Below are 20,996 nucleotides of genomic sequence, written 5' to 3' on the forward strand. Positions count from 1 at the left end.
CTTAACGGCGGCTGATGCGGATTGTGACAACCACAATCGCAATCATAAGGAGAATCAACGCACCGAAAAGGAGCGTCGTTACCGACATTTGCGTCTGTGATTCAACCTGTACTGTAATTGAACGGTCGCGTGCCTCAAACTTCCGGTTATCGACCGTGACTTCGGCGTTTAACTTCGCTTGATATTCGCCAACCCCGATATCCGCAGGTGGACTTAAGGTCAGTTGTATCTCCGTCTCCGCATTCCGTCCGAGTGAACTGACAACTTCGGGGATAACCGTGTATTTCCAGTCCGTGTTGACATCAACGATCATACGGATATCGACGAGGTCGCGGGTACCGATATTCTTTAACGTCGCTGTCATGTTGACCTCTTCGCCTATTTTAATTGTCTGGAACGCATTCGGCACGAATACCTCAATCTCTGGAACACCTTTTGGAATCAGTTCAAACCGTTCAACCCCGCCTTGTATCCCCGCGATCCTATCGGCGGGTAAATCCAAGCGATTGTTGACCCCACCGAGTTCGTTTGCCTCTGCCTCGTCCAAAACAGCAACATAGAACTCAAGTGTACTGTCAAGATAGGAGGCATCCAGTTCTTCTGGCAGATAGACGATTAGGGACAAACTCCGTTTCGACTGTTCCTGCGTGAACTTCACCTGTGACTGACGCGACTGCGTTTCTGGGTCTTGGAATTCAAAGGAGAGGCGGTTCAGCAGGTTAATGACGCGGAGTTGGAAAGTGTTTTCTGTTTCAGCCAACCGATCCAATGTCAAGTCATAAGTGACGCTGCTGCCGAGGTTCCCCTCCTGCGAAAATCGTAATGAACTGACGTTTACCACATCCAAGGCAGATTCTTTTTGTAGATAGATGAGGCGTGTGTCGGGTTCGGGGAGTTCGGGATACTTCAACTCCACCTTCAAGCTTTCGACATCTTTCTGAAGTTGAAACGTCAGTTCCACGGTTTCGTTGTAGCCGAGGACGGGTATCTTCGTTTCATAAGGTTTGACGATGTTTGTGTCATCGGTGACATCGAGCAAGGAGACGTAAATTCCTCGGATCTCGTTTGCCGCTGCAATCTCTTCAGGGGTTGCGTTGCTCGGCATCGCCTCGGTTGTGGAGGTGTTCTTGAGTTGAAGCGTCACCATCATTTGGTTGTCCACGCGAAACTTCTTCGCACTCAGGATAGAAATGTGGCGTGTATCTTCCTCAAGATGGATTTTTTTCGGGTACGGCTTGTCAAGGTATAGAATATGAACCGTAACGCTATCAATATTCCGTCGGAGTTCAAAATCAAGAGTTGTCGCCTGTCCATCTTTCAGCGATGGGATCCGGTATTCGTAGGGGAAACCGATAATCGCGTCAGTTTCGTCTCTGATGGAGACATAGACGTTGTTAATCTCTTGCGCTGTCGCGCCATTCGAGTAATCTGTGGGGTCAGTGGTGTCTGTTTCTTTTCTCTCTCCCTTTATGGCACCGTAGGTAAGTACAACCTCCAAGTGCCGTCGGTCGCCCTTCTTGTAGCGTCTCGCTGACACGACGGAGATGTAGGGGTCTTCCTGTTTTAAGTGGATATTCTTATTGTCAGTCTCACCCGAGTATATCAACTCGACAACGACATCTCGTACATCCTCTTTTATGAGTTCAAACTCTAACGTAACGGCTTCACCCTCTTTGAGCGTTTCGATGCGTTGTTCGTAAGGTTCAGCGATAATTGCCCCACTTGTGCCGTAACCTTCCTGCTCTTTAATCGACACAAAGATGTCGTCAATCTGTGCACTAATAATAATTTCGCGTCCCAACACTTTGGAGCTCTCAACGAGTGTGACGGGGGATGAGCTATTCCGCAACGTGATTGAGAACAGTTCTCTTCCGTCGTCGGATTCATATAAGTTTGTGCTTTCGACAGTGATGTGCCACTCGTCCTTGAGCGAGTTAAGTTCGGTGTCTTGCAGCGTCAGTTTTGCTTGTTCGTATTCGGAGACGGCGGTTTCGTAATCTTCCTCCGCTTTATTCACTTGAGAGACAGTGACGATATTATTTGCCTCCATCATCATCGCTTTAAGATTTTCAAGTTCAACCAACTTCTTTTTCATCAGTTGTTCCTTGAGTTCCATTTCCAAGCGTTTCGTCTCTATCTGGATTTGGCGGCTCTGTTCCTCTTTGGTTTTTGCTCTGTTCTCATCGGAAACCGGTTGGGTCTCTTCTGCAAACGCTATCGGTGTTTCTGTAGGCAGCAATATCCCTATCGTGCCGATAAAAATAAACACGAGCATTGGAATTGAAAGATTGGAAGGTTGGAAGATTGGTGTCACCCATTCTTCCATCCATCCATCTGTCCGTCCAAGTATCTTCCATCCATCCATATTTTTTCACCCTTCTCTCTCTACTCAGGCGCGTCTTCTTCAGATTCATATCCAGCGACATAGTGCAGGTACAACGCCTCAAGGTCCTCTTTTTGAATCTCGTCGCGCGTGAGTTCCCGCTCCAGGTTACCTTCCACAAGGATTCCTATCCTATCGGCGATCTCCTTCGCACGGAAAATATCGTGCGTGGACATGAAGATGGCTTTCCCTTCCTCTTTGAGTTGGCGGAGTAGGTTCAAGAAATCGGCACCGCCCTTGGGATCCAAGCCGGAGGTCGGTTCATCGAGCAGGACGGCTTGTGCGTTCTTCATAATCGCAATAGCAATCCCCAAGCGTTGACGCATCCCTTTAGAGAACGTCTTGACGCGCCGTGTAAACGCTTCCTCTGGTAAACCGACACGTCCGAGTGTTGCATCTAATTCCTCATTGGATACCTTCTTCCGTCCACCGAGTTTCGCAAAGAAAGACAGGTTTTGACGTGCCGTGAAGTTGCGATAGAGTTCGACGTTCTCGGAGACGTAGGCGAGATGCTTCTTGGCTTCCAGTGGAAACTTAGGTATCTCAATGTCCCCGACGAGTGCGGTGCCGCTTGTAGGTTCGATAAAGTTCAGGAGCATGGAGATGGTCGTACTTTTCCCTGCTCCGTTTGCGCCGAGAACGACATAGATTTCGCCATCATCCACTTTTAGATTCAAGTTGTTAACGGCTAAAACGCTTTCATTATAGACTTTCGTGAGTTCGCGGGTTTCTAACATTGGGTTTCTCCTACAGTTGGTTTTCTCTGTGTATATGATACCAGAAATTTAAAGGGTTTTCAAGCGAGACCTTTATCGGTTTTTGCTGTTGCCAGTGCGAATGCTCTCAGTAATATTGGTAGAACTGAAGGGTCCTTTCTCGCTGTGATGGAACTGTTCTCTCGCGCCCAGAATCTCGATACGGTGATTTACCAACTTATCCATATAAGCAGCTTTGTAAGTTTCCCAATCCGTTGTCGGTGGAATATCCAAAATGCCTAACTGTTGCAGATTCGGGTTGTCTTCGAGAAGTGCCAACGTGTGCCGTTTTGATAGGTAGCGTGAGTAGTCGCCGAAATTTTCTATGGTAACGCCTCCGTCCAGAAGGTGTTGGAGCCATTCTTCTCGCGGGTATCTTGCATCTATCTCGCGTTCTGTGAAGGTGCTAACATAATTTGCGGTTTCTATGCCAACGCCTTTACGATGGATATTCACCTCGGTCTTTGCATGTCCACGGTTGTAGTCTGCATTAAATGCTTGCATAAGTTCACGTGCGTTTTGGGGTCCAGTATACTTTTTGTGATTGGGGGGTGCTGACCAACTGAATTCTACATGTTCGCGTAACTGGATATTCGCTATTTCGCTTTCAGAAATGTATTTCTGCGTGTGCGAATAGTCGGAGCAACTGCTGAGAAAAATGGCAAGTCCCAAAACTGTGAAAAGTGAAAGTCTGGATAGAACGTCTACGCTGCGAAAAGTGTTTTTCATTTTTTGGTCTCCTTTGTTTGTGTAACCTGAAGGATGTTGTATCCCTTCATTCTATTTTTTCGTAGGGTTACCGAGAGATATACTGACTTATGTTTATAGTGACGCGTTTTGAAGGCAAAAAGGTTGCATTATTTTTTTCAGTATGTTACACACCTATTATTGGAAAGAGTTCCTAAAAGACACTATCTGGAGATAGGTGCATACTGATAACCTGGGATTGCAAGCTCTGCCGACAAAGGCGTTCTTTACTATCGCTGACTTAACATCATGGTTACGAAGAAAAGGATAGGGGCGAGCCTTGCTATTGCATCAATCGGTTTTTCTTCGGGTGAGAGTGTCAGTTCCAGCGATGCCGCATCCGCTCCGACAGCGAGCGAAGCGAACAGAACCCCTACTTTTTGTGTGAACGCAATTACCTCCGGTCTCCACCACGGAAGTCCCTCAGTTTCAACAAAAGGTAAAAGCTTTTCTATGTTGAGTTGGAACAAGCACGCTGGATTTGCCGGTAAATCTTCCAGTCTCCTTTTAAAGCTGGATGTCGGATTTCCAGTCAAAAGATTATCAACGATGGATTTATACTGTTTTTCAGACAGTGCTATCACAAATAGTTCGTTGACACTTCCATAATAGAGGGTGCCGGATATAGCAGCAGTGTTAAAGGTCATGCCTTTATAGTCAAACTGTTGGGGGGATTCGGTACTGAGTTTTTCGAGGAGACCGTTGAAAAGAGCCCGCCATTTCAAGGGAGAAGCGGGATTAAAAATCAACCCTAAATCCGTCTCCGCAAATTCAACTTTAAACCTTTCAATCTTTCCACCCGTCAATCCGGTGTTAAAATTAGGAGGTTTCTCTAAGAAGGAAATATCCGCGCTGATAACAAGTTCGCCTGTCACTGCCGCAAGCAGATCGGTCTGATCGGGTATCAGAAAACTCCTGAGGCTCTCATCGATGGAGGTTGTGTTCCTCTCGGAAGCAAAGAGCATCCGCCAAAAGGTCTGGGAACTTGATGGCGCGACCGTAAGGAAGAGCACCTCGTCCCCTGACAAGCCCTGAATGGCTTGCATTTTAGATGGCTCTTGGAACAGCGAGATGAGTGTACCTTGTCCACCATTCTTCAATGTGCCGGACAGCTGTTGGCTGCCACCCGGTTTCAGCAGATCCCACCTGTAGACCAACGTCTGGAAAGCGTCTAATTGTTTACCAACAACAGGCGGTAGGAGTGCTTTCAGATAAGGACCTCCTGTTTCCACATCCACATACGCGAATACCTCGCTTTTCCCAAATTTATCCGCAACAGGACGATAGGCAGTGTTTTCAGTGATGGCACGTCCTTTAGTCTTGTAGGTGTCCACCATTTTCTCAAAGCTACCAGGGGTAATGCCCACCAGCAGAAGGGTTTCATCAACGCGCCCGTATGTGAGTTCCAGTGTGTTAAGTTGTGCAGTATGGTACGTGATGCCTTGATAGTCTCCTACCTCAGGTTGTACGGGGTTTCCTGCCATGCCGCTGAGGGTTGTCACGACTTGGGATAAGATTTGTTCGGCTGCTTGGCGTTGGTTCCCGCTGTTTTCAATAACGATTCCCACCATCAACCCCGCTGCGCCAGGCGAAACTGTCACTGCGACTTGGCTTCCCAAAAAGGTTTCGATTAAACCTTGGATGTCCGCCCCTGTAAACATGGGCAGTGCCTGCATGAGTTGTTGAATATCTTGCCACTGTGAGGCAGCGGAGATGAAACCTGCAGCCGCCTTCCAGTTTTCGGAGCTCCCAATTGCCACACGACATTCTTGTAGGTTTTGGAGTTTGAGGTAGAGGAAGCTATCCGATGGAATGACGGTTTCTATCGTTTGGGCGTGCGTTGCTGATCCAAGCAGGACAGTGAAGATAGAGATGAGCCACAGATAGGATAAGGAACGTGTAGGGATTCTTTTTATCATAGTTTTTTCCTTTTTTATACCTCTGAACGGATAAAAATCAGGAATGCCCCTAAAAGAAATACGCCGAGCAGTCCGACGAGCAACAGTATATCCAGTATTGCTGCGTTGAAGGTATCGCTAAAAGTGATTTTATCCTCGAAGTTTGGAAGTGCCTGCGGTGAAATCGGCTTGTTGGACATTCCCTCCGGGATTCCGATGATATGGGGGCTTTCTGTATCGGCACGATCGGTTTCAATGATGAAGTCTCGGAACTGTCTGATATGAAGGTGCACACTGTCAAGAAATTGCAGGTGGCGGTTCAACCCCGTACCAGTCATAGATTCAAGGGCGTATTGGACGATGGCTGCTGGCGAGAAACGTGTCACCGCCCTGGCGCGCTGGACTTGCGCGAGTTGTGCCCTTAAATGCTCGCGGTTTAGCCGCTCCCGGATTTCGACATCTTTGTTGACAAACTCAGCCTTGATACGCAATTCTTCCTCATCTGCATCTGCCTTTTCGGCTTCGGCTTTCGCCATCGCCGCCATAAGTTCTGCTTGTTTCTCCTTTGCCAATTTTTCCGCTTCTTTCGGCGAGGTTTTCGCAAGGTCCATGAGTTGACTGAGAAGACCTCCGGTTTGTGATTGCGCTTTGTCCATCATTTGCTGGTCGAAATCATCGTTAATCTGCTCAAGCGCGCGCCTTTTTGCGGTTTCCCTTTGATGAGCGGTTTGGACGGGAGACATCCATTTTGTGGAGAGCGTGCCGAGAGTGGAAGGCATAAAGACGACGAGTGCCACCCAGATAATCAACAGCACGACGAGACTCACCCGGGTGTCTCGCGTGCCAGCGGAGACCATCAACCCGATTGCGATGAAGATACTGGCGTAACCTAAGGCGATCAGCATAATCATCCCCAAACGTCCCCAGTCTGCCGCCCCGAGCTGCGTCCAACTATCTGTGGAAATTACCGCCAGATTCAACAGTACTGCAAAACAGAACGGAATGAGAACGGCTATCAGGGTACCTAAGAACTTTCCGACTAAGAGTGCGGGACGCGAAATCGGGTTGGCGAGGCATAATCGGAGCGTTCCGCTTTCTCTTTCGCCAGAGAGGGCATCGAAGGTAAACAAGAGGGGAATGAAAGAGAGTAGATAGGTAATGATAAATACGTAGTCTATCTTTGTCGCCTTGGGACGTAGGTCCCGCGCATTCGGATTGGCGGTGGGATAGTCCGCCGACCAGATGCTTTTGACTTGTATGCCTAATCCCGCAGTTCTACTCCAGGATCCCCAATTTTGCGTGCCGCGATTCGGCAAAAAGGCATCCGCGCTGTCTGCAATGAAAGTCAATGCGGATGGCTGTTTGTAAAGTGTCCCAGGCCCCTTTCTCAGGAGTTCATAGAGCTCCGTCCGCGACTGCAATGTGTCGCGGTCACGGGCGACGTTCTCAGAATAGCTCCGGACCTTGTCTGGCTGGCTCTGAAGGTGCACCACGGCATTGGTTATCATGAGTGCTGCCATGATGATGACAGTCAAGGCGAAGCGGAGGCTGTTGAGATGGTCAAAGAACTCTCTTTGAATGATATGTCTAATCATTGTGTTTTCTCCTTTAAACTTCAACTCTGATAAAAATCAGAAAGCTTACCATAAACAGCACCAGATTCATGAGGAAAAGAATTGATACATCTGGCAGGGCGCGTTGTGCGTTTTCGGAGACATCCGCCCGCGCGAAGCGAAACTGCGGCAAATCCCACCAATCTACTGCACCTTGGTCAGAAGCAAACCAGCGTCGACTCGCAAACGCGTCTTTATCGTGCAAATAGTCAATCAGTATCTGGCGGTATGCCTGGACTGCGCCGACGAAATCTAACATGCCATTCATATCCGTGCCTGCCCAGGCGGAAGTTGCAAAGGTATAGAGGCTTGCTGGGCTGAATTTCATCAACCGTTCATCCCATGTTGCTTGTCGAATGGTGGTTCGTGCCAAGCGTTGTTCGTTTATCAATCCTGCCTTTTCTGCTGCGCGGATGTGCGTTGTACCGATGAACGCTTGATAGTTTTGGAAATGCGGGAGACTCGGTTCTGAATCGGCGTTCACTTTGATCATGTTAAACCCATATCTTCTGTCGGAAGAAGATGATGATCCTGAATAACCGATATTAAACCGAGGCGGTTCCCCCTCAAGCGGACTGTTGGCTAAGAACCGTTGTTCTTCCCGTTCGACTTCTTCCCAAATTTGATTAATCTGTTGATTCGCGGATTGTCTTTCTGCGCGCATATCGCCCACGGGATTAAGGGTAAATCGACTCCAGTTCGGATAAACAAGTACCAAAACGACCCATAGAAACATACAGAGCATCAGGGACGTAGCCGTGCGGCGGGTCATAGTGGAAATCAACAGTCCAATCAGATAAAAAACAGATAAGTAGACAATTGTAGTACCGACGATTCCACCAACCCTCAGAAAATCTGTTGCATCCAGCTGAATCGAACTGGCGAGGGAAAGCTGAAGCATCACTATCAGTAAGCTCATCAGCACAGGCAGCAGCAGACACACCATCGCGGCGAGATATTTGGCAAATAGAATCGTCCCTCGTCGGACCGGATGCGAGATAACCAGACGCAAGGTGCCGCTTTCCCAATCGCCTGCGATTGCATCGTAAGCGAAAAGCAGGGCGAGTAGACTTAGCACCACTTGAAAGATAGACACCAGATCGATCTGAGAAAAAAGATTTAGGTACGGGTTCTCCAAGTTTCGTGCGGAGACGCTTGAAATCGTCGGTACCTCGCCGTGATAAATTTCAACGGTTGTCCCGAGACGCTTCTCTAATCCTGCACTCAAAAGGCTAAGCGGATTCGGGGGGCGTTCAACGAAAAGTTCTAACTGCGAATAGGTTTCTGCCTCTACCGCTTTCTCACGATGGACTTTCGCTTGTTGGCTGTAACTCGCGACTCGGTTTTCGTGAGCGTCAATCAGCACAACGGTATTGGCGACAACGAGCAGGAGCGTAATCACAACGGCGGCTAAAAACCGCGCGCTCATCAAATGTCCCACGAGTTCTTGGCGTATTAGGGTGTGTAACATAATCTAAACCTCGGTGTTGGTTATTGGTTTTCAGTTAACTGACAACCCTGAAAGGTCTTTATTAATTAAAGATACAATCTAAGGGCAAAAAAGTTGCTTAATTTTTCAAAAAAGGCTATCAGGAGCTTACCGAACAGAGATTCGGGCTCGAAAAGCGTTGGTGCCTCCTTCCTGATTGACCCAACCGCCAGTGGCACGGAGTTGAAAGACCTGCCCCTTGTCAAATCGATAAGTGATTGTTCCGGTTTCACGGGGTTGGATTCCCCATGCCTGGGCGAGTGCGTTCTGAGGTGTTCCTTCTGTCTGAAGTGCATTGTCGCCAGGGAACAGATCGAACGAACCGACAAGGTCTGCCCTACCAACTTGAATGGCGATGGTGAGTGTGCCGCCGTTTTCAAAGGCGGTCGTATCAATTCTTATAACAGTGGCATCTTGAGGGGCAGTCGCATAACCAAAAGTGTCCAGTACTTCCACGGACGGTTGTATCCGGTCGAGGACAACCCCGCGACTGCTTGACAGTGGCATCGGGATGCTCTCACCGACTCCGGGGCGTTTTCCTGCCAACGCTTCTGAAAGGAACAGCCGATACGCCTTCGCCTTATTGCGCAAGGGGAGCTCGTTAACAGGCTGCCTACCCATGAGTTCAAGTTCAGGTGAGATAATCAAAGAATCTATAGGTGAGAGTCTCTTCCAGCCCTGAACGATGATTTGTGTCAAAGGCGGTAGGTCGTCAATAGTGTTTGCATCTCGTAAGCGTTTCATGTCGGTATTGAGTACCCACGTGTTGATAAAACTGTCGTTCAAGAGTTCGATATTTTTATCATCAGAGAGAGCAACTGCCCTCAGGCTCTTGCCGCTCCCTCCGCACGCTTCATCAGTCAGTGGACCATTTGTTGAAACAATGTGAATCGGTTTCTGTTCTGCCCGTGCCATTTCTAAAGCTGCATCTACCGATACCCAGTTAATGTACTGTGATTTGTAAAAACGTCGTATTAAGATACGTTCGGCTTCTGATAGAGGTATTGCTTCAGAGAATTGGGTATCTTGAATTATAGTTTCTGTACCGGCACGAAGTTCGATTTGCGGGCAGAAGCCGGCATCCGTTGTAAAGATGCGCCTATCGTTATGGTATCGGTTGACATCGAAGTTGAGTGTGCCGTGAGGGACGTACATTTGAAAGAAGGCGACTTTCTCGTCTGGACGGTTGAGGACGAGATGTCCAGTAAACTGTGAAGGGGTGAACCAACCGTCCGCTAACCTGAACTCTGCATGAACGCGAAACACGATGTGGGCTATTTCGGCATTGTAGGCACGTAGACACGCCCATGCCCCGCGCGAATCTCCCGAATTGATGTGCATATCGAGATGTGGGTTCGGGTGAAGTTGCCTCAGCAACGCCAGTAAACCGTCTTGTTCGATTTCCCAGAGATCGCCAACAGAGACACCATTCCCACGTGATGTCGGATTTTCGCGGAGGAGGCTTTGCAACCTTTGGAGGAACGTTTTCCCGCTCCCCTTTCGTAAGCCTACTTCCGTCGGAAGAAACGCCTGAAAGACCGCTGTCGGATACTGCTTTTCAGGCTCGGCGACTCGTAGGTTCGCCAGTGCGTCCCACTCTACATGGAAATTGCTTCCGGTGTACGCAATCGGGGCGATAAAGCCTTTGACGACAACGTTAGCGTCGCTGTCAAGCGTGAGAGTGATTCTGTTGGCAGTGGGTGTGTCAGCTGCAAATCCCCAGTATGGCAGGAACAGAACAGAAATCAGAAGGTTCCCGATGCCTAATTTCTTCATTTTCAAACCTCCAAACAAAGTTGAAAGAATAAGTAAAAATAGGATTACCGAATGGAAATTTGTGCGTAAAAGGCGTTGGTACTTCCTTTTTCGCTCTGCCAATCGCTTGCAGCTCCCAATCGAAAGGCTTGCCCCTTGTCAAATTGATAGGTGATTGTTCCTGTACCACCGGGTGGGATTCCCCACTGATGTGCAAGCGCATCGCTTGATCTACGTATGCCTCCCCTTGGAAGTTTGCTGTCGCCATCAAATAGGTCGAATGAACCCGCTGCTTCGCCGCTACCGACGCGAATGTCAATCGTTAACATCCCGCCGTCTTCAAACGCTGTGGCATCAATGTGGACAACGGTATAGTCCAGATGCCCGCTTTCCGGCATCCGAAAAAAGTCCAATACCTCCATCTGCGTCTGCTGTGTTTCTTCTGTTAGCACTTCCGGGTCTTTTGCTTCGAGAGCTGCCATTCGGTGGGTATCTGCCCCTGGACTGGATCCGGTGTTTCTTCCCGGTGTATCTGTGCGACCGAGTTGGGTTTTCACGGCGGGTTTAACCTGCCTCATAGGTGCCGCAGGTGCCTCTACGATGTCAATTCTCATCTCCGAAGTCGCGTCTAAACTGTAGGGGTGCTGGAAATAGGTTATATATTCATTGCCCATTCCGAGGATCAGCAGTGCCACGATAGCAGTTGAAGCGGTTACTGCCCAAGGGAGCTGGGGCGTGTTTCCTTTCGGTGGTGCAGGTTTGATGCCGCCTCCTTTGTCTTTCACGGCTTGTATGATGTTCTCAGTCAAATTTGGAGAGATCTGGAAGGTGCTGAGTGCCTCTTGAATCAAGGGTTCTTCCTTCTTCAAACGTTGACGGGCGCGACTGAGCCGACTCTTAATCGTATTGGCGGATACCCCCAGAAACTTGCTAATTTCTTCACACGTCATCTCTCCGAAGTAGTAAAGTGTTATGATGGTGCGATCGCTCTCTTGTAATTTGGCAAGCAATTTTTTGACGACTTCTCGCTGTGCTTCAGTTACTGTTTTTGCTTGCTCATCTGCCACATGTTGGGAATAGGTGTCTTTTCCTTTTCTCATAAGGTCAATATCCTCCACGAGTTGGGCATGCAGCCGTTTCTTCCGGAGCCGCGCAATGCAGCACCGGGTCACAATCACATATAGCCATCCCGGAAATCGCTCCAGTTCTTTCAGGGTTGCCAGATTTTGATGGACTTTCAGAAAGGTCTCTTGCGTAATATCTTCAGCGATATGGAAGTCCCCAATTTTGCGCCACGCGAGGGCGTGGACGTGTTTCTGGTGTTTTTTCACGAGCGTGGTGAAAGCGGTTTCATCGCCATCAAGTGTGCGGCGAATTAATTCAGCGTCATTTTGCATCGGATACCTCCAAGAAGGGATTTTTCGTATGGGGCGTAGGAGTTACGCGTTCATCAAGCGTTCCTGATAAGCTCTCCAGTTAACTATAACTGCTTCGATCCTATTCGTCAATTGAGGAAGCAAAGAGGTGGCGTTAATCCCGAATTGCCCATTAATGACGCGCGTTGAGGAAAAATGGTTGCATAATTATATAAAAAAGAAGATTCGGAGAAAATCTTCTTTTTTCTTTTTGCCTCTAAAATTGGGTGTGCCGTGCAACATCAAATATCCAACCTGAAAAATTTCAGGAATGCCACGGTCGTCAACACGATTCCAGAAAAGCAGAGCAGTAACACATCAACCACTTTTCGTCAATCTCTGGTTTTTATCTTCCCCCAGACTGTTGTTAACAGCTGGGGTTGTGGCGAGACTGGCAAGGCAAACGCCGGATCGAACCAATCCGCACCTACATTATCACCACGATCTGTGAGTTTTTCTGGAATTCCATCAGCCAAGGCGATTTTGAAGAGGTGGACGGTTTCACGGATCTGTTTTTCATAAATAAGTTCATCTCCCTGCGGTGCCCAGATGGGGTGGGATGTTGCGCCATCCTCTGCATCAGCAATCTGCCTCAGTTCGCTACCGTCTCTGTTGACGACATAGACCGACTCGTTATCTGCAATATCTTTACCAATGGCAGGGATAGCATCCAGATCTATCCAAGAAAAGGCGATTTTATTCCCATTGGGGGACCAGGCGGGATGGAACATCAGCTCCTTTCCGGGAAGAAGTGCTGCTTCCGTCTTAGTTTGTAGATTGATAATCTGAATCTTAGGGGCTTCGACTTGGAGGACGCGTTCAGCAATAAGCGCGAAGTTTTTATCGGCAACGAATGCTATTTCAGAGCCGTTCGGGGACCACACGGGCCACAAGCCGTTCACCAATTTCTCCTCCCTCTCCCCATCGCTTGAAGCAACATAGATGGCGAGTTTATCGAATCGGTGATAAGATAGTTGTTTCCCGTCAGGCGACCACGTTGGGTGTTGTCTACCGACTAAGTTTGGGAATACTTTACGAACGTTCGTCCCGTCCGCGTCCATAAGGTAGAGGTCCTTCATTTCGTGTCTATCAGAGACGAAAAGAATTTGCTCACCTGTCGGTGACCAAACCGGATTCTGATCGGCGGCGCGATGTTGCGTTAAGTTTATCTGGTCCGACCCATCAGGGTTCATCGTATAAATTTCAAAATTACCATCGCGGTTTGATGTGAATGCTATTTTGGTGGTCGCTGGAGCTTTTGCGAAAGCAGCGGAGAGGAAAACGAAAACAAATAGCGCGCTAAATAAATAAAAAATGGATTTCACGGTTTTCACCTATCAGTGGCGGTGTGCTGCATCAAATATCCAACCTGAAAAATTTCAGAAACGCTACCGTCGTAAACACGATTGCGAAGAAACAGAGCAATAGTAAATCTATAGCGGCGTGCTGGAATGTTTCTTCTAAGGTCAGTTCCTTGATCGGTGGAGGTGTCGATGGGGACGGGATTTCTTCTGTTTCAACAAGCGCAGCCTCTGACATTTTGCTGAACATTTCTGCATCGAGCACCTCATAGTAGCGAGTTCCTGTTTGAAAATAGGTGTTTCTTTTCACTTGACCGGTTTGTGTGGCATCTGTTGCGAGAAAAATGAAGGAGGACGTAGGTGTGATTCGGGAAAAGTTTATGCCGAGTTCATCTTGGTATTTTCTTGCTTGCTGGTAACGCCTATCAAGCTGCGTTGCGAGGTCGCGATATTTTACCCGAGCCTCTTCTTCAAGAGGTGCCATCTCCTCGTTCATTTTGTCAAGAGAGTCCGACCCTATTTGAAAAACGCCTGTTGTATTCTTCCCTTGTGGTATGGCATTTGCTTCTCGTATAAGTCTACCCAAGATTTCGCCTCTTTTCATTTCCAAGGCGGCATGCAATTCTGCCCGCTGCGCTGCCTTTTCCCTGTAGACGCTCTCTGCCGTTGAAGTCGGCGCGACGATTTGTGCCGCGAGAAACCCGACACGCGGTAAAATTAGGACAGCGAACACCCAAACGGTGAAGGCGACGATGAGGGCTGTCTTGGAACTGTCAAAATAGATTGAAATTACCGCCCCGATGATAAAAAAGACACCAATATAGAGCAGTGAGACGAGACCGAGACCGAGGACGCGCGGAAAGATAGCGGGTTCGGCTAACGGAAATCCTTGCCAAACGATCACAAGCAAGCCGATGATGAGAGAGATTAAGAACGGAACGATAAATACGAGGTACCCGCCAATGAGTTTACTCCATAAAAAGACATCGCGCGGGAGGGCATTGGCGAGGGTTATCCGAAGCGTTCCTGCCTCTCGCTCGCCTGCGACGGCATCGAAGGTAAACAGAAGCGCGAGGAGACTGAAGACGGTGCTGACGACGAACACGAAGTCAAGATGCCCCAAAAGAAAGGCTATTGGTGCTGTAGAGAGTGCCGCTTCCCCCCGCGTTATTCCGTTGCGTGTCATGCCGAGGTAACTCGGGAGGGCGGATTCTAAACCAGTTGCAAATACACTTAAAGGGGTCGGTTTAAGAAGCAGTTTGGAAACTTCAAGATTCGGGTCTGTTATCTTTCTTTGTTTCCAAGGTTGATCTGCCGAATCTTTATTGTTTTCGTCTTTGAGGGTTTCTTGATAGTCAACTTGGCGTTTGAGATAATGATGGTAATTGATATGGAGATTGAGCGGTATGAGCAATATACACATCACAAGCAGGGCAACGAACCGGGCACTCAAAATATGATGCATAATCTCTTTTCGGATTAGCGTCATTAGCATTGTGTATTCTCCCCCTGTGGTGGAAACGATCCTGCAAAGGCGCGTAGTGTGATTTCTTTTTTATTTTTTCCACACCTTCTACTCAGAAAGGTTCCTGAAACTTATACCATTTCTAAAAGTTTATCTCGCATTAACCGAACCGACTCACGTCACACCCGGTAGGTGCGGTTTCTAACCGCACCGAGCAGTGCTGAAAAATAGCCAACCTTTTAAGAGGAATTATCAATTAGAATTGGTATTACACAAAAGGAAGGTATTACACATCTAACAGGTCGATCTTATATTCCTCAACAATCGCCTCCAAAACAGATTCAGGGATATCCTCCAACTGTGACGCTAATTCCTCCTCAACGTTGACCATCAGACTGTGGTCAAACGTTTCGCGTTCGGCACAGGGATCCAAATACTCGCCGTGTGCTTCCAGTAAAACTGCCAAGCGTGCGGGTGTCAGCCCTTCAGAGATACCGTGCAGACCCCACGCAGTGCCGCGATAGCCTTTCTCATAGTCAGAGCCGAGATGTTTCTGTAGGATTGCTTCTCTTTCCGTGCCTTGTGCACCACTGTTTTCAAGTTCTTCTGCAGCGGTGATCGCCCGCGGATCCAGTTCCACTTGGAAAGCGGTTGATGCATCTGCCGCTGGGACAGGGTAGATTTTATAGAATTCCATTTTTTCCGTTCCTTCGTTAAGAGGGCAGCCACAAGGGCTGCCCTACACGGTTTGGCAAGTCATCTGTGTGAACCGAGATTACCGCCCAATACTCGGCGGGTGGCAAGATGTATTTTTTTAGACGACCGCAGAGAGTCCACCGTCAATGTTGATAGCCGTTCCTGTAATAAACGATGCGCAATCTGAGACGAGAAACGCTACGAGATTGCCCACCTCACTCGGTTCCCCTAAACGTCCAAGCGGATGCTCCGCGCCGCGCGCCTCCCAATACTCCTCAAGCGTTCCGGGTGAACCCGCTGCTTTCCATGCCCGTTCCCCTTGGGCACTTTTAATTGAGGTGAGGCAGACGGTGTTAACCAAGATTTTATGGGGTAGAAGTTCTTTAGAGAGTGCTTTTGTCAAGGCAATACCCGCCGCTCGACTGACTGAGGTCGGACACGACCCCGCACTCGGCTGTTTGCCACCCGGATGCGTGATGTTAATAATCCTACCACTCCCGTTGCTCTTCATGTGTGGGATTACCAATCGAGCGCAGCGGATAGCCCCCATCAATTTGAGATCTAAATCCTCGTACCACGCTTGGTCACTCATCGTTTCAAAGTCGCCACCTGCTGATCTACCGGCATTGTTCACCAGAATATCAATTTTTCCATAGTGACTTGCGGTTTGCCCGATAAAATTCTCCAACGTCCCTGGTACCGTTACATCTGCGGGGATAGCCAGGACTTCACCACCGGTTTGTGCGCGAATGTCTTCAGCAGCGTCCTCTAAAACGGTTTCGCGTCTTCCACAAATTGCAACCTTCGCCCCTTCTTCGCACAGACGAAGTGCGATACCTTTGCCGATGCCTTCGCTACCGCCGGTGATGACAGCAACTTTTCCAGTCAATCCGAGTTCCATGATTTCTCCTTATGTTTCTTGTAGATTGGGTTGAATGTGAGTGAAACCCAACGTGAATGCTACTGTGTCAGCGAGAAAATTGCTTCCGGCACTGCCTCCAGAACATCGCTCGCAATGAGTCCATGCGTTCCCAATCTCTCCGATACGATATCTCCAGCTAAGCCGTGGAGATAGACCCCAAGCGCGCCAGCCTTTTCGCTCGATATGCCTTGTGCCATCAACCCTGCGATTACGCCTGTCAAGACATCCCCCATGCCTCCCGTTGCCATACCGGGGTTACCAGTGGAATTAATCCACACATTTCCATCTGGTGTTCCCGTAACAGTCGGCGCACCTTTAAATACAAGCGTTACGCCTTGTTCGTATGCGAACTGTTGTACAGTGCTAATTCTGTCTAATTCTAATGTTGGAACCGAGGTATTCGTTAACCGCGCCATTTCACCCGGATGCGGTGTAAGCACTGTGTCCTTACCGAGTAATGAAATGAGTTCTGTCGCTTGCGCCAGCGCGTTCAGTCCATCCGCATCGATAACCATCCGTAGACCCAACCCTTGCTTCTGATTCTCGCGAATCAATTGATGGACGAGTGCCACTGTTTCTGGATTTTGGGAGAGTCCGGGACCGATCGCAAGAACGGATTTCGTCTTTTCTGCGAATTCAAGGATGGTTGAGATCCCTGATACCGCCAAGCTGCCTGCCGCTGTTTCTGGCAACGGCAGCGTCATTACCTCAGGCAAAAGTCCTTCTAAAATTGGATTGAGATGCTTCGGTGTCGCGAGTGTTACCAATCCTGCGCCTGCACGCAAAGCAGCCTTACTTGCGAGTGCCGCCGCACCGGTCATGCCTGTCGCACCAGCGATGACGAGAACACGTCCATAGGTCCCTTTGTGAGATGCGGATGGACGCAACGGCACCCATTCTGACGCTTCTGTTGTGGTTGTCCAATGAACCTTAATATTCTGAGCATCTACAACCTGTTCTGGAAAACCGATGTCAACAACTTCCAGTTTTCCAGCAAATTCTGCCCCGGGATGGACTAACAATCCTCTTTTGGGTAAGCCTATTGTCACAGTCCGATCTGCTTGCACGCAAGTGCCTAATGGATTCCCTGTGTCTGCATCCAGCCCTGAGGGTAGATCGACAGAGAGAATAGGTATGGAAAGATTATTGATGGTGTTAATGATGGTAGCGATGGGTTCGCGCACCTCACCACGCAATCCTGTACCGAAAATGGCATCTACAAGGAGTTCGCAGCTGGCGATTTGATTTAAAGAAACACTTTCTTCCGTTTCGAGTGCTGCGTCCGTTAAAATTTCCTCAATCCGCAATTTCCCTTTTGGCGTAGCTTGCAAGCCAAAACTTGCGGTTAAACGCTTCGCAATTTGGAGATTGACCGCTGCCTCGCTGGTGAAGCTTTCTGGTGGAGAGACCAAGAAAAGATGCACGTCGCGACCTGCGTGGGCGAGTTGGCGTGCGATAACGATGCCATCGCCGCCGTTATTCCCTTTGCCAGCGAAGATACCAATCCGTTTGCATGTTGAATAGTGTCGTTGAATCGCACGGACGATGGCACTCCCAGCTGTCTCCATGAGAAGGATGCCGGGAATGCCGATACCTTCAATAGTGTCCTGATCGATCTGGCGCATTTCCGCCGCGGTCACGACTTTCATGTTTTCTGTCCTTGCGCCAAGCGAAAAACAACGGAATTAGTTCAACCGCGGTTTTAACATAAGTTCCGCAAGCCTCCGTTGTTGGCTTGCTGCTTGCATTTTTCAGTTGACATTCTGCTGCAGTTTCTCTGCAAGCCCTAATAAGTGTGTTTCCATCTGCGGTATCGCCTGTTCTAAACTTCCCTGTTCTATCTGAACTTCTTGAACCCGCTCATCTTGATGGGTTTGGAGGCAGAAGTTTAGATTTGTACGGAGATCAAACAGGCTCTGCTGAATGTGGTCTTGGAAGGTGCCTTCTGGGTACATCCACCGTCTACCACGAGTCTGTCGTAGGTTGAAATGACAATGCCCATTATCGCCGCCGAAGCAATCGAAGCGCATAATCTCATCGTCGTAGACGAACAAAGAAGCCGCGGGTCCACGCCCACCAGCATCATCACGCCAGTATGTCTCTAATCGAACGTTCTCTTGGATAGGATATTCAACCAGGTCGTGCTTTTGATTCGCCATCTGTAGGACCTCCTTGGGTATTTCCGCGTGGTTAAAAAACCGCGCCTACAGTAACGGGTTAATTAAAGTTACATGCCAAATGCATCTTGACAGTCAACCAAATTTGCGCTAAAGTATAACAAACGCGAGAATAGAAGTCAATATATAATCTACGATTTTCCATCATTTGCAAAGAAGTGGAGCCACAACTTGCATATTTCTATTGCTGATGCGCGACAACTCGCTGAAACCTTTTTGATGAAGAGTGGATTCTCATCGACAGATGCCGCCGTTATTACCGATATTCTCTTAGAAGCCGAACTCCGCGGGCGTAAAACGCACGGGTTTATCCGATTGCCGGGTATTAAAAGTCGCCATGAACAAGGCGAACGGGCTGACCTCCAAATTGATAAGGAGGAAGGACAATGCGTACGGATTAACGGTGGAAACCAGCCTGGCTACCTTGTTGCTTATCGCGCTATGGAAATCGCGATTGAGCGTGCAAAACAAACAGGCTCAAGCATTGTTGGTGTTTACAATACATCGCATTGTGGGATGGCAGGATACTATGTCGATATGGCGCGAAAGGCGGATATTATTGGAATCCTCTTTGCTGACTGTTTGCCACGGATTACCCCGGAAGGTGGAACCGAGGCTATTTTGGGTACAAATCCACTTGCTGTCGGCATCCCGTCTAACACAGTTCCCCTCTTGTTTGATATGTCCACTGCTGCGATTACCAACGGCGATCTACTCGTTGCGATGCGAGAAGGTGCTGAGATCGCTGAAGGACTCGCTTTTGACCCAGATGGCGAAGCAACGACGGACCCCGACGCGGCATTGAAGGGAAGTGTGCGTCCTTTTGGTGGACATAAAGGCTTTGGACTTGCGCTTATCATACAGGTTCTTGCTGGGGCGTTGGTGAACGCCGCAACGATTCCACCCCCTGGTGCAGACTATGGCTTGCTCGTCATCGCACTGAACCCAACAAGTTTCGTGCCGTTGGCGCAATTTAAAACAGAGGTTGATAAACTCATCCAACAGGTCAAGGAGAATCGACGCGAGGCAGGTGTTAAAGAAATTCTTATCCCCGGCGAACGCGCGTATCGTCAGCGGGAGGCACACCTTATTTCTGGCATCCATTTAGACGACGCGCTTGTCCATCAATTAACTTGTTGATTGTGTAGGCGAAGTCATCTCGCCCGTTAATGACTTGACCGAACCGCGAGGAATAATTAAAAAATGGAAACCACTTTTAAAGCAGGTATTATCGGTTGTGGCGGTCGTGGACGTTCCCATGCCCGCGGGTATCAGGCATCCCCAGATGTTGATATTGTCGCCTGTTCCGACCCTGTTGAAGACGCACGAAACGCCTTTGCTGAGGCGTTTGAAGTGCCGAATACCTACGAAAACTACCAAGAGATGTTGGATACCGAATCCCTCGATTTTGTGAGTGTCTGTACTTGGATTGAACTCCATAAAGACATGGTGATCGCCGCCGCGAACAGCGGGATTAAAGCCATTCATTGTGAGAAACCAATGGCACCTACCTGGGGCGATGCCAAAGCACTTTATCAGGCATGTGTTGATAACAATGTTATCATAACGTTCTGTCATCAACGTCGTTTTGGTGCTCAGTTCGTCAAAGCGAAACGCTTGGCGAATGAAGGGGCAATCGGGGAATTATGCCGTCTTGAAGCTGCTTGCCCGAATTTACTCGATTGGGGAACCCATTGGTTTGATATGTTCTTCTTCTACAATAATGACGAACCTGTTGATTGGGTTATCGGTCAAATAGACGTAGCCGAGGAAAAAACCGTTTTCGGTGTTCAAGTTGAGACGAGTGGCGTTTCATGGATACGCTGGAAGAATGGTGTAGAGGGTTTGCTCGCAACGGGTGGAACCTCTCTGGGAGGCTTCGCGAATCGTCTCATCGGCACAAAAGGCATCATTGATGTCGGTGGCAGAGGCGTATCACCAGTGCGGATGCTTCGAGAGGGCAGCACGGGATGGGAAGAACCTGACTTAACTGGCTTGGTCGCTGAACGCGATGCAACGATACTCTCTATACTGGATCTCGTTCACGGTGTAAAAACCGGACGTGAACCAGAGTTGAGCGGACGTAAAGCACTTCAGGCAACTGAACTCATCTTTGCAACGTATCAGTCGAGTAGACAGCGAGCAAGGATTAATTTACCCCTCACAATCGATGATTCTGCATTGCTAACAATGGTTGCTAATGGCGATATTGGTTAAGTGGTTATAAGTTATAAGTTTAAGAGGTTCCCGTTTAACAATTCACTATGCTTTGGAGTATTCCAAACTGGGAAAGATTGTTACAAAAACATCTTTTAACTAACAACCTATAACTTACTAAAGTTTGGACTGTATTGTAAAGTTATGCTGCCTCGTCAAAAGG

Annotated in this window: 16 protein-coding genes; 2 read left to right on the forward strand and 14 right to left on the reverse strand. The window is 48.6% G+C overall.

The annotated features are described in order from the left end of the window. Position 1: 1 nt before the first annotated feature. From OXN25_02135 to OXN25_02200, 14 genes are all read right to left on the reverse strand, one after another. Positions 2–2,365: an NEW3 domain-containing protein gene (locus OXN25_02135; protein MDE0423649.1), complete on the reverse strand. Its 2,364-nt coding sequence runs from the start codon at positions 2,363–2,365 to the stop codon at positions 2–4. A gap of 20 nt (positions 2,366–2,385) precedes the next feature. Next, on the reverse strand, positions 2,386–3,120 hold the full coding sequence (locus OXN25_02140) for an ABC transporter ATP-binding protein (protein ID MDE0423650.1): 735 nt from the start codon (positions 3,118–3,120) through the stop codon (positions 2,386–2,388). 72 nt (positions 3,121–3,192) lie between these two features. Next, complete coding sequence (locus OXN25_02145; protein MDE0423651.1) at positions 3,193–3,867, reverse strand: hypothetical protein; 675 nt, start codon at positions 3,865–3,867, stop codon at positions 3,193–3,195. 248 nt (positions 3,868–4,115) lie between these two features. Continuing rightward, a complete protein-coding gene (locus OXN25_02150; GenBank protein ID MDE0423652.1) occupies positions 4,116–5,804 on the reverse strand; it encodes a hypothetical protein in 1,689 nt (562 codons plus the stop codon). Positions 5,805–5,818: 14 nt separating this feature from the next. Continuing rightward, complete coding sequence (locus tag OXN25_02155; protein ID MDE0423653.1) at positions 5,819–7,378, reverse strand: ABC transporter permease subunit; 1,560 nt, start codon at positions 7,376–7,378, stop codon at positions 5,819–5,821. 13 nt (positions 7,379–7,391) lie between these two features. Further along, positions 7,392–8,867, reverse strand: coding sequence for an ABC transporter permease subunit (locus OXN25_02160; GenBank protein ID MDE0423654.1), 1,476 nt, complete (start codon positions 8,865–8,867; stop codon positions 7,392–7,394). A 126-nt stretch (positions 8,868–8,993) separates the two neighbouring features. Further along, positions 8,994–10,661, reverse strand: coding sequence for a hypothetical protein (locus OXN25_02165; GenBank protein ID MDE0423655.1), 1,668 nt, complete (start codon positions 10,659–10,661; stop codon positions 8,994–8,996). 44 nt (positions 10,662–10,705) lie between these two features. Beyond that, entirely contained in the window at positions 10,706–12,037 is a 1,332-nt protein-coding gene (locus OXN25_02170) for an RNA polymerase sigma factor (GenBank protein ID MDE0423656.1), read from the reverse strand. 350 nt (positions 12,038–12,387) lie between these two features. Continuing rightward, entirely contained in the window at positions 12,388–13,380 is a 993-nt protein-coding gene (locus OXN25_02175) for a hypothetical protein (protein MDE0423657.1), read from the reverse strand. Between the two features lie 31 nt (positions 13,381–13,411). Continuing rightward, positions 13,412–14,851: an ABC transporter permease gene (locus OXN25_02180; GenBank protein MDE0423658.1), complete on the reverse strand. Its 1,440-nt coding sequence runs from the start codon at positions 14,849–14,851 to the stop codon at positions 13,412–13,414. A gap of 256 nt (positions 14,852–15,107) precedes the next feature. After that, positions 15,108–15,518, reverse strand: a complete 411-nt coding sequence (locus OXN25_02185; protein MDE0423659.1) for a hypothetical protein — start codon at positions 15,516–15,518, stop codon at positions 15,108–15,110. A 117-nt stretch (positions 15,519–15,635) separates the two neighbouring features. Next, the gene (locus OXN25_02190) at positions 15,636–16,418 is read right to left on the reverse strand and encodes an SDR family oxidoreductase (protein ID MDE0423660.1); all 783 of its coding nucleotides are present in this window, start codon (positions 16,416–16,418) and stop codon (positions 15,636–15,638) included. A gap of 59 nt (positions 16,419–16,477) precedes the next feature. Continuing rightward, complete coding sequence (locus OXN25_02195; GenBank protein ID MDE0423661.1) at positions 16,478–18,088, reverse strand: NAD(P)H-hydrate dehydratase; 1,611 nt, start codon at positions 18,086–18,088, stop codon at positions 16,478–16,480. A gap of 102 nt (positions 18,089–18,190) precedes the next feature. Further along, positions 18,191–18,598: a hypothetical protein gene (locus OXN25_02200; protein ID MDE0423662.1), complete on the reverse strand. Its 408-nt coding sequence runs from the start codon at positions 18,596–18,598 to the stop codon at positions 18,191–18,193. Positions 18,599–18,787: 189 nt separating this feature from the next. Between OXN25_02200 and OXN25_02205 the strand changes: the two genes are divergently transcribed. Continuing rightward, a complete protein-coding gene (locus OXN25_02205) occupies positions 18,788–19,756 on the forward strand; it encodes an Ldh family oxidoreductase (GenBank protein MDE0423663.1) in 969 nt (322 codons plus the stop codon). 63 nt (positions 19,757–19,819) lie between these two features. After that, positions 19,820–20,833, forward strand: coding sequence for a Gfo/Idh/MocA family oxidoreductase (locus OXN25_02210; GenBank protein MDE0423664.1), 1,014 nt, complete (start codon positions 19,820–19,822; stop codon positions 20,831–20,833). Positions 20,834–20,996 lie beyond the last annotated feature (163 nt).

This window comes from Candidatus Poribacteria bacterium, assembly GCA_028820845.1.
Taxonomy (GTDB): domain Bacteria; phylum Poribacteria; class WGA-4E; order WGA-4E; family WGA-3G; genus WGA-3G.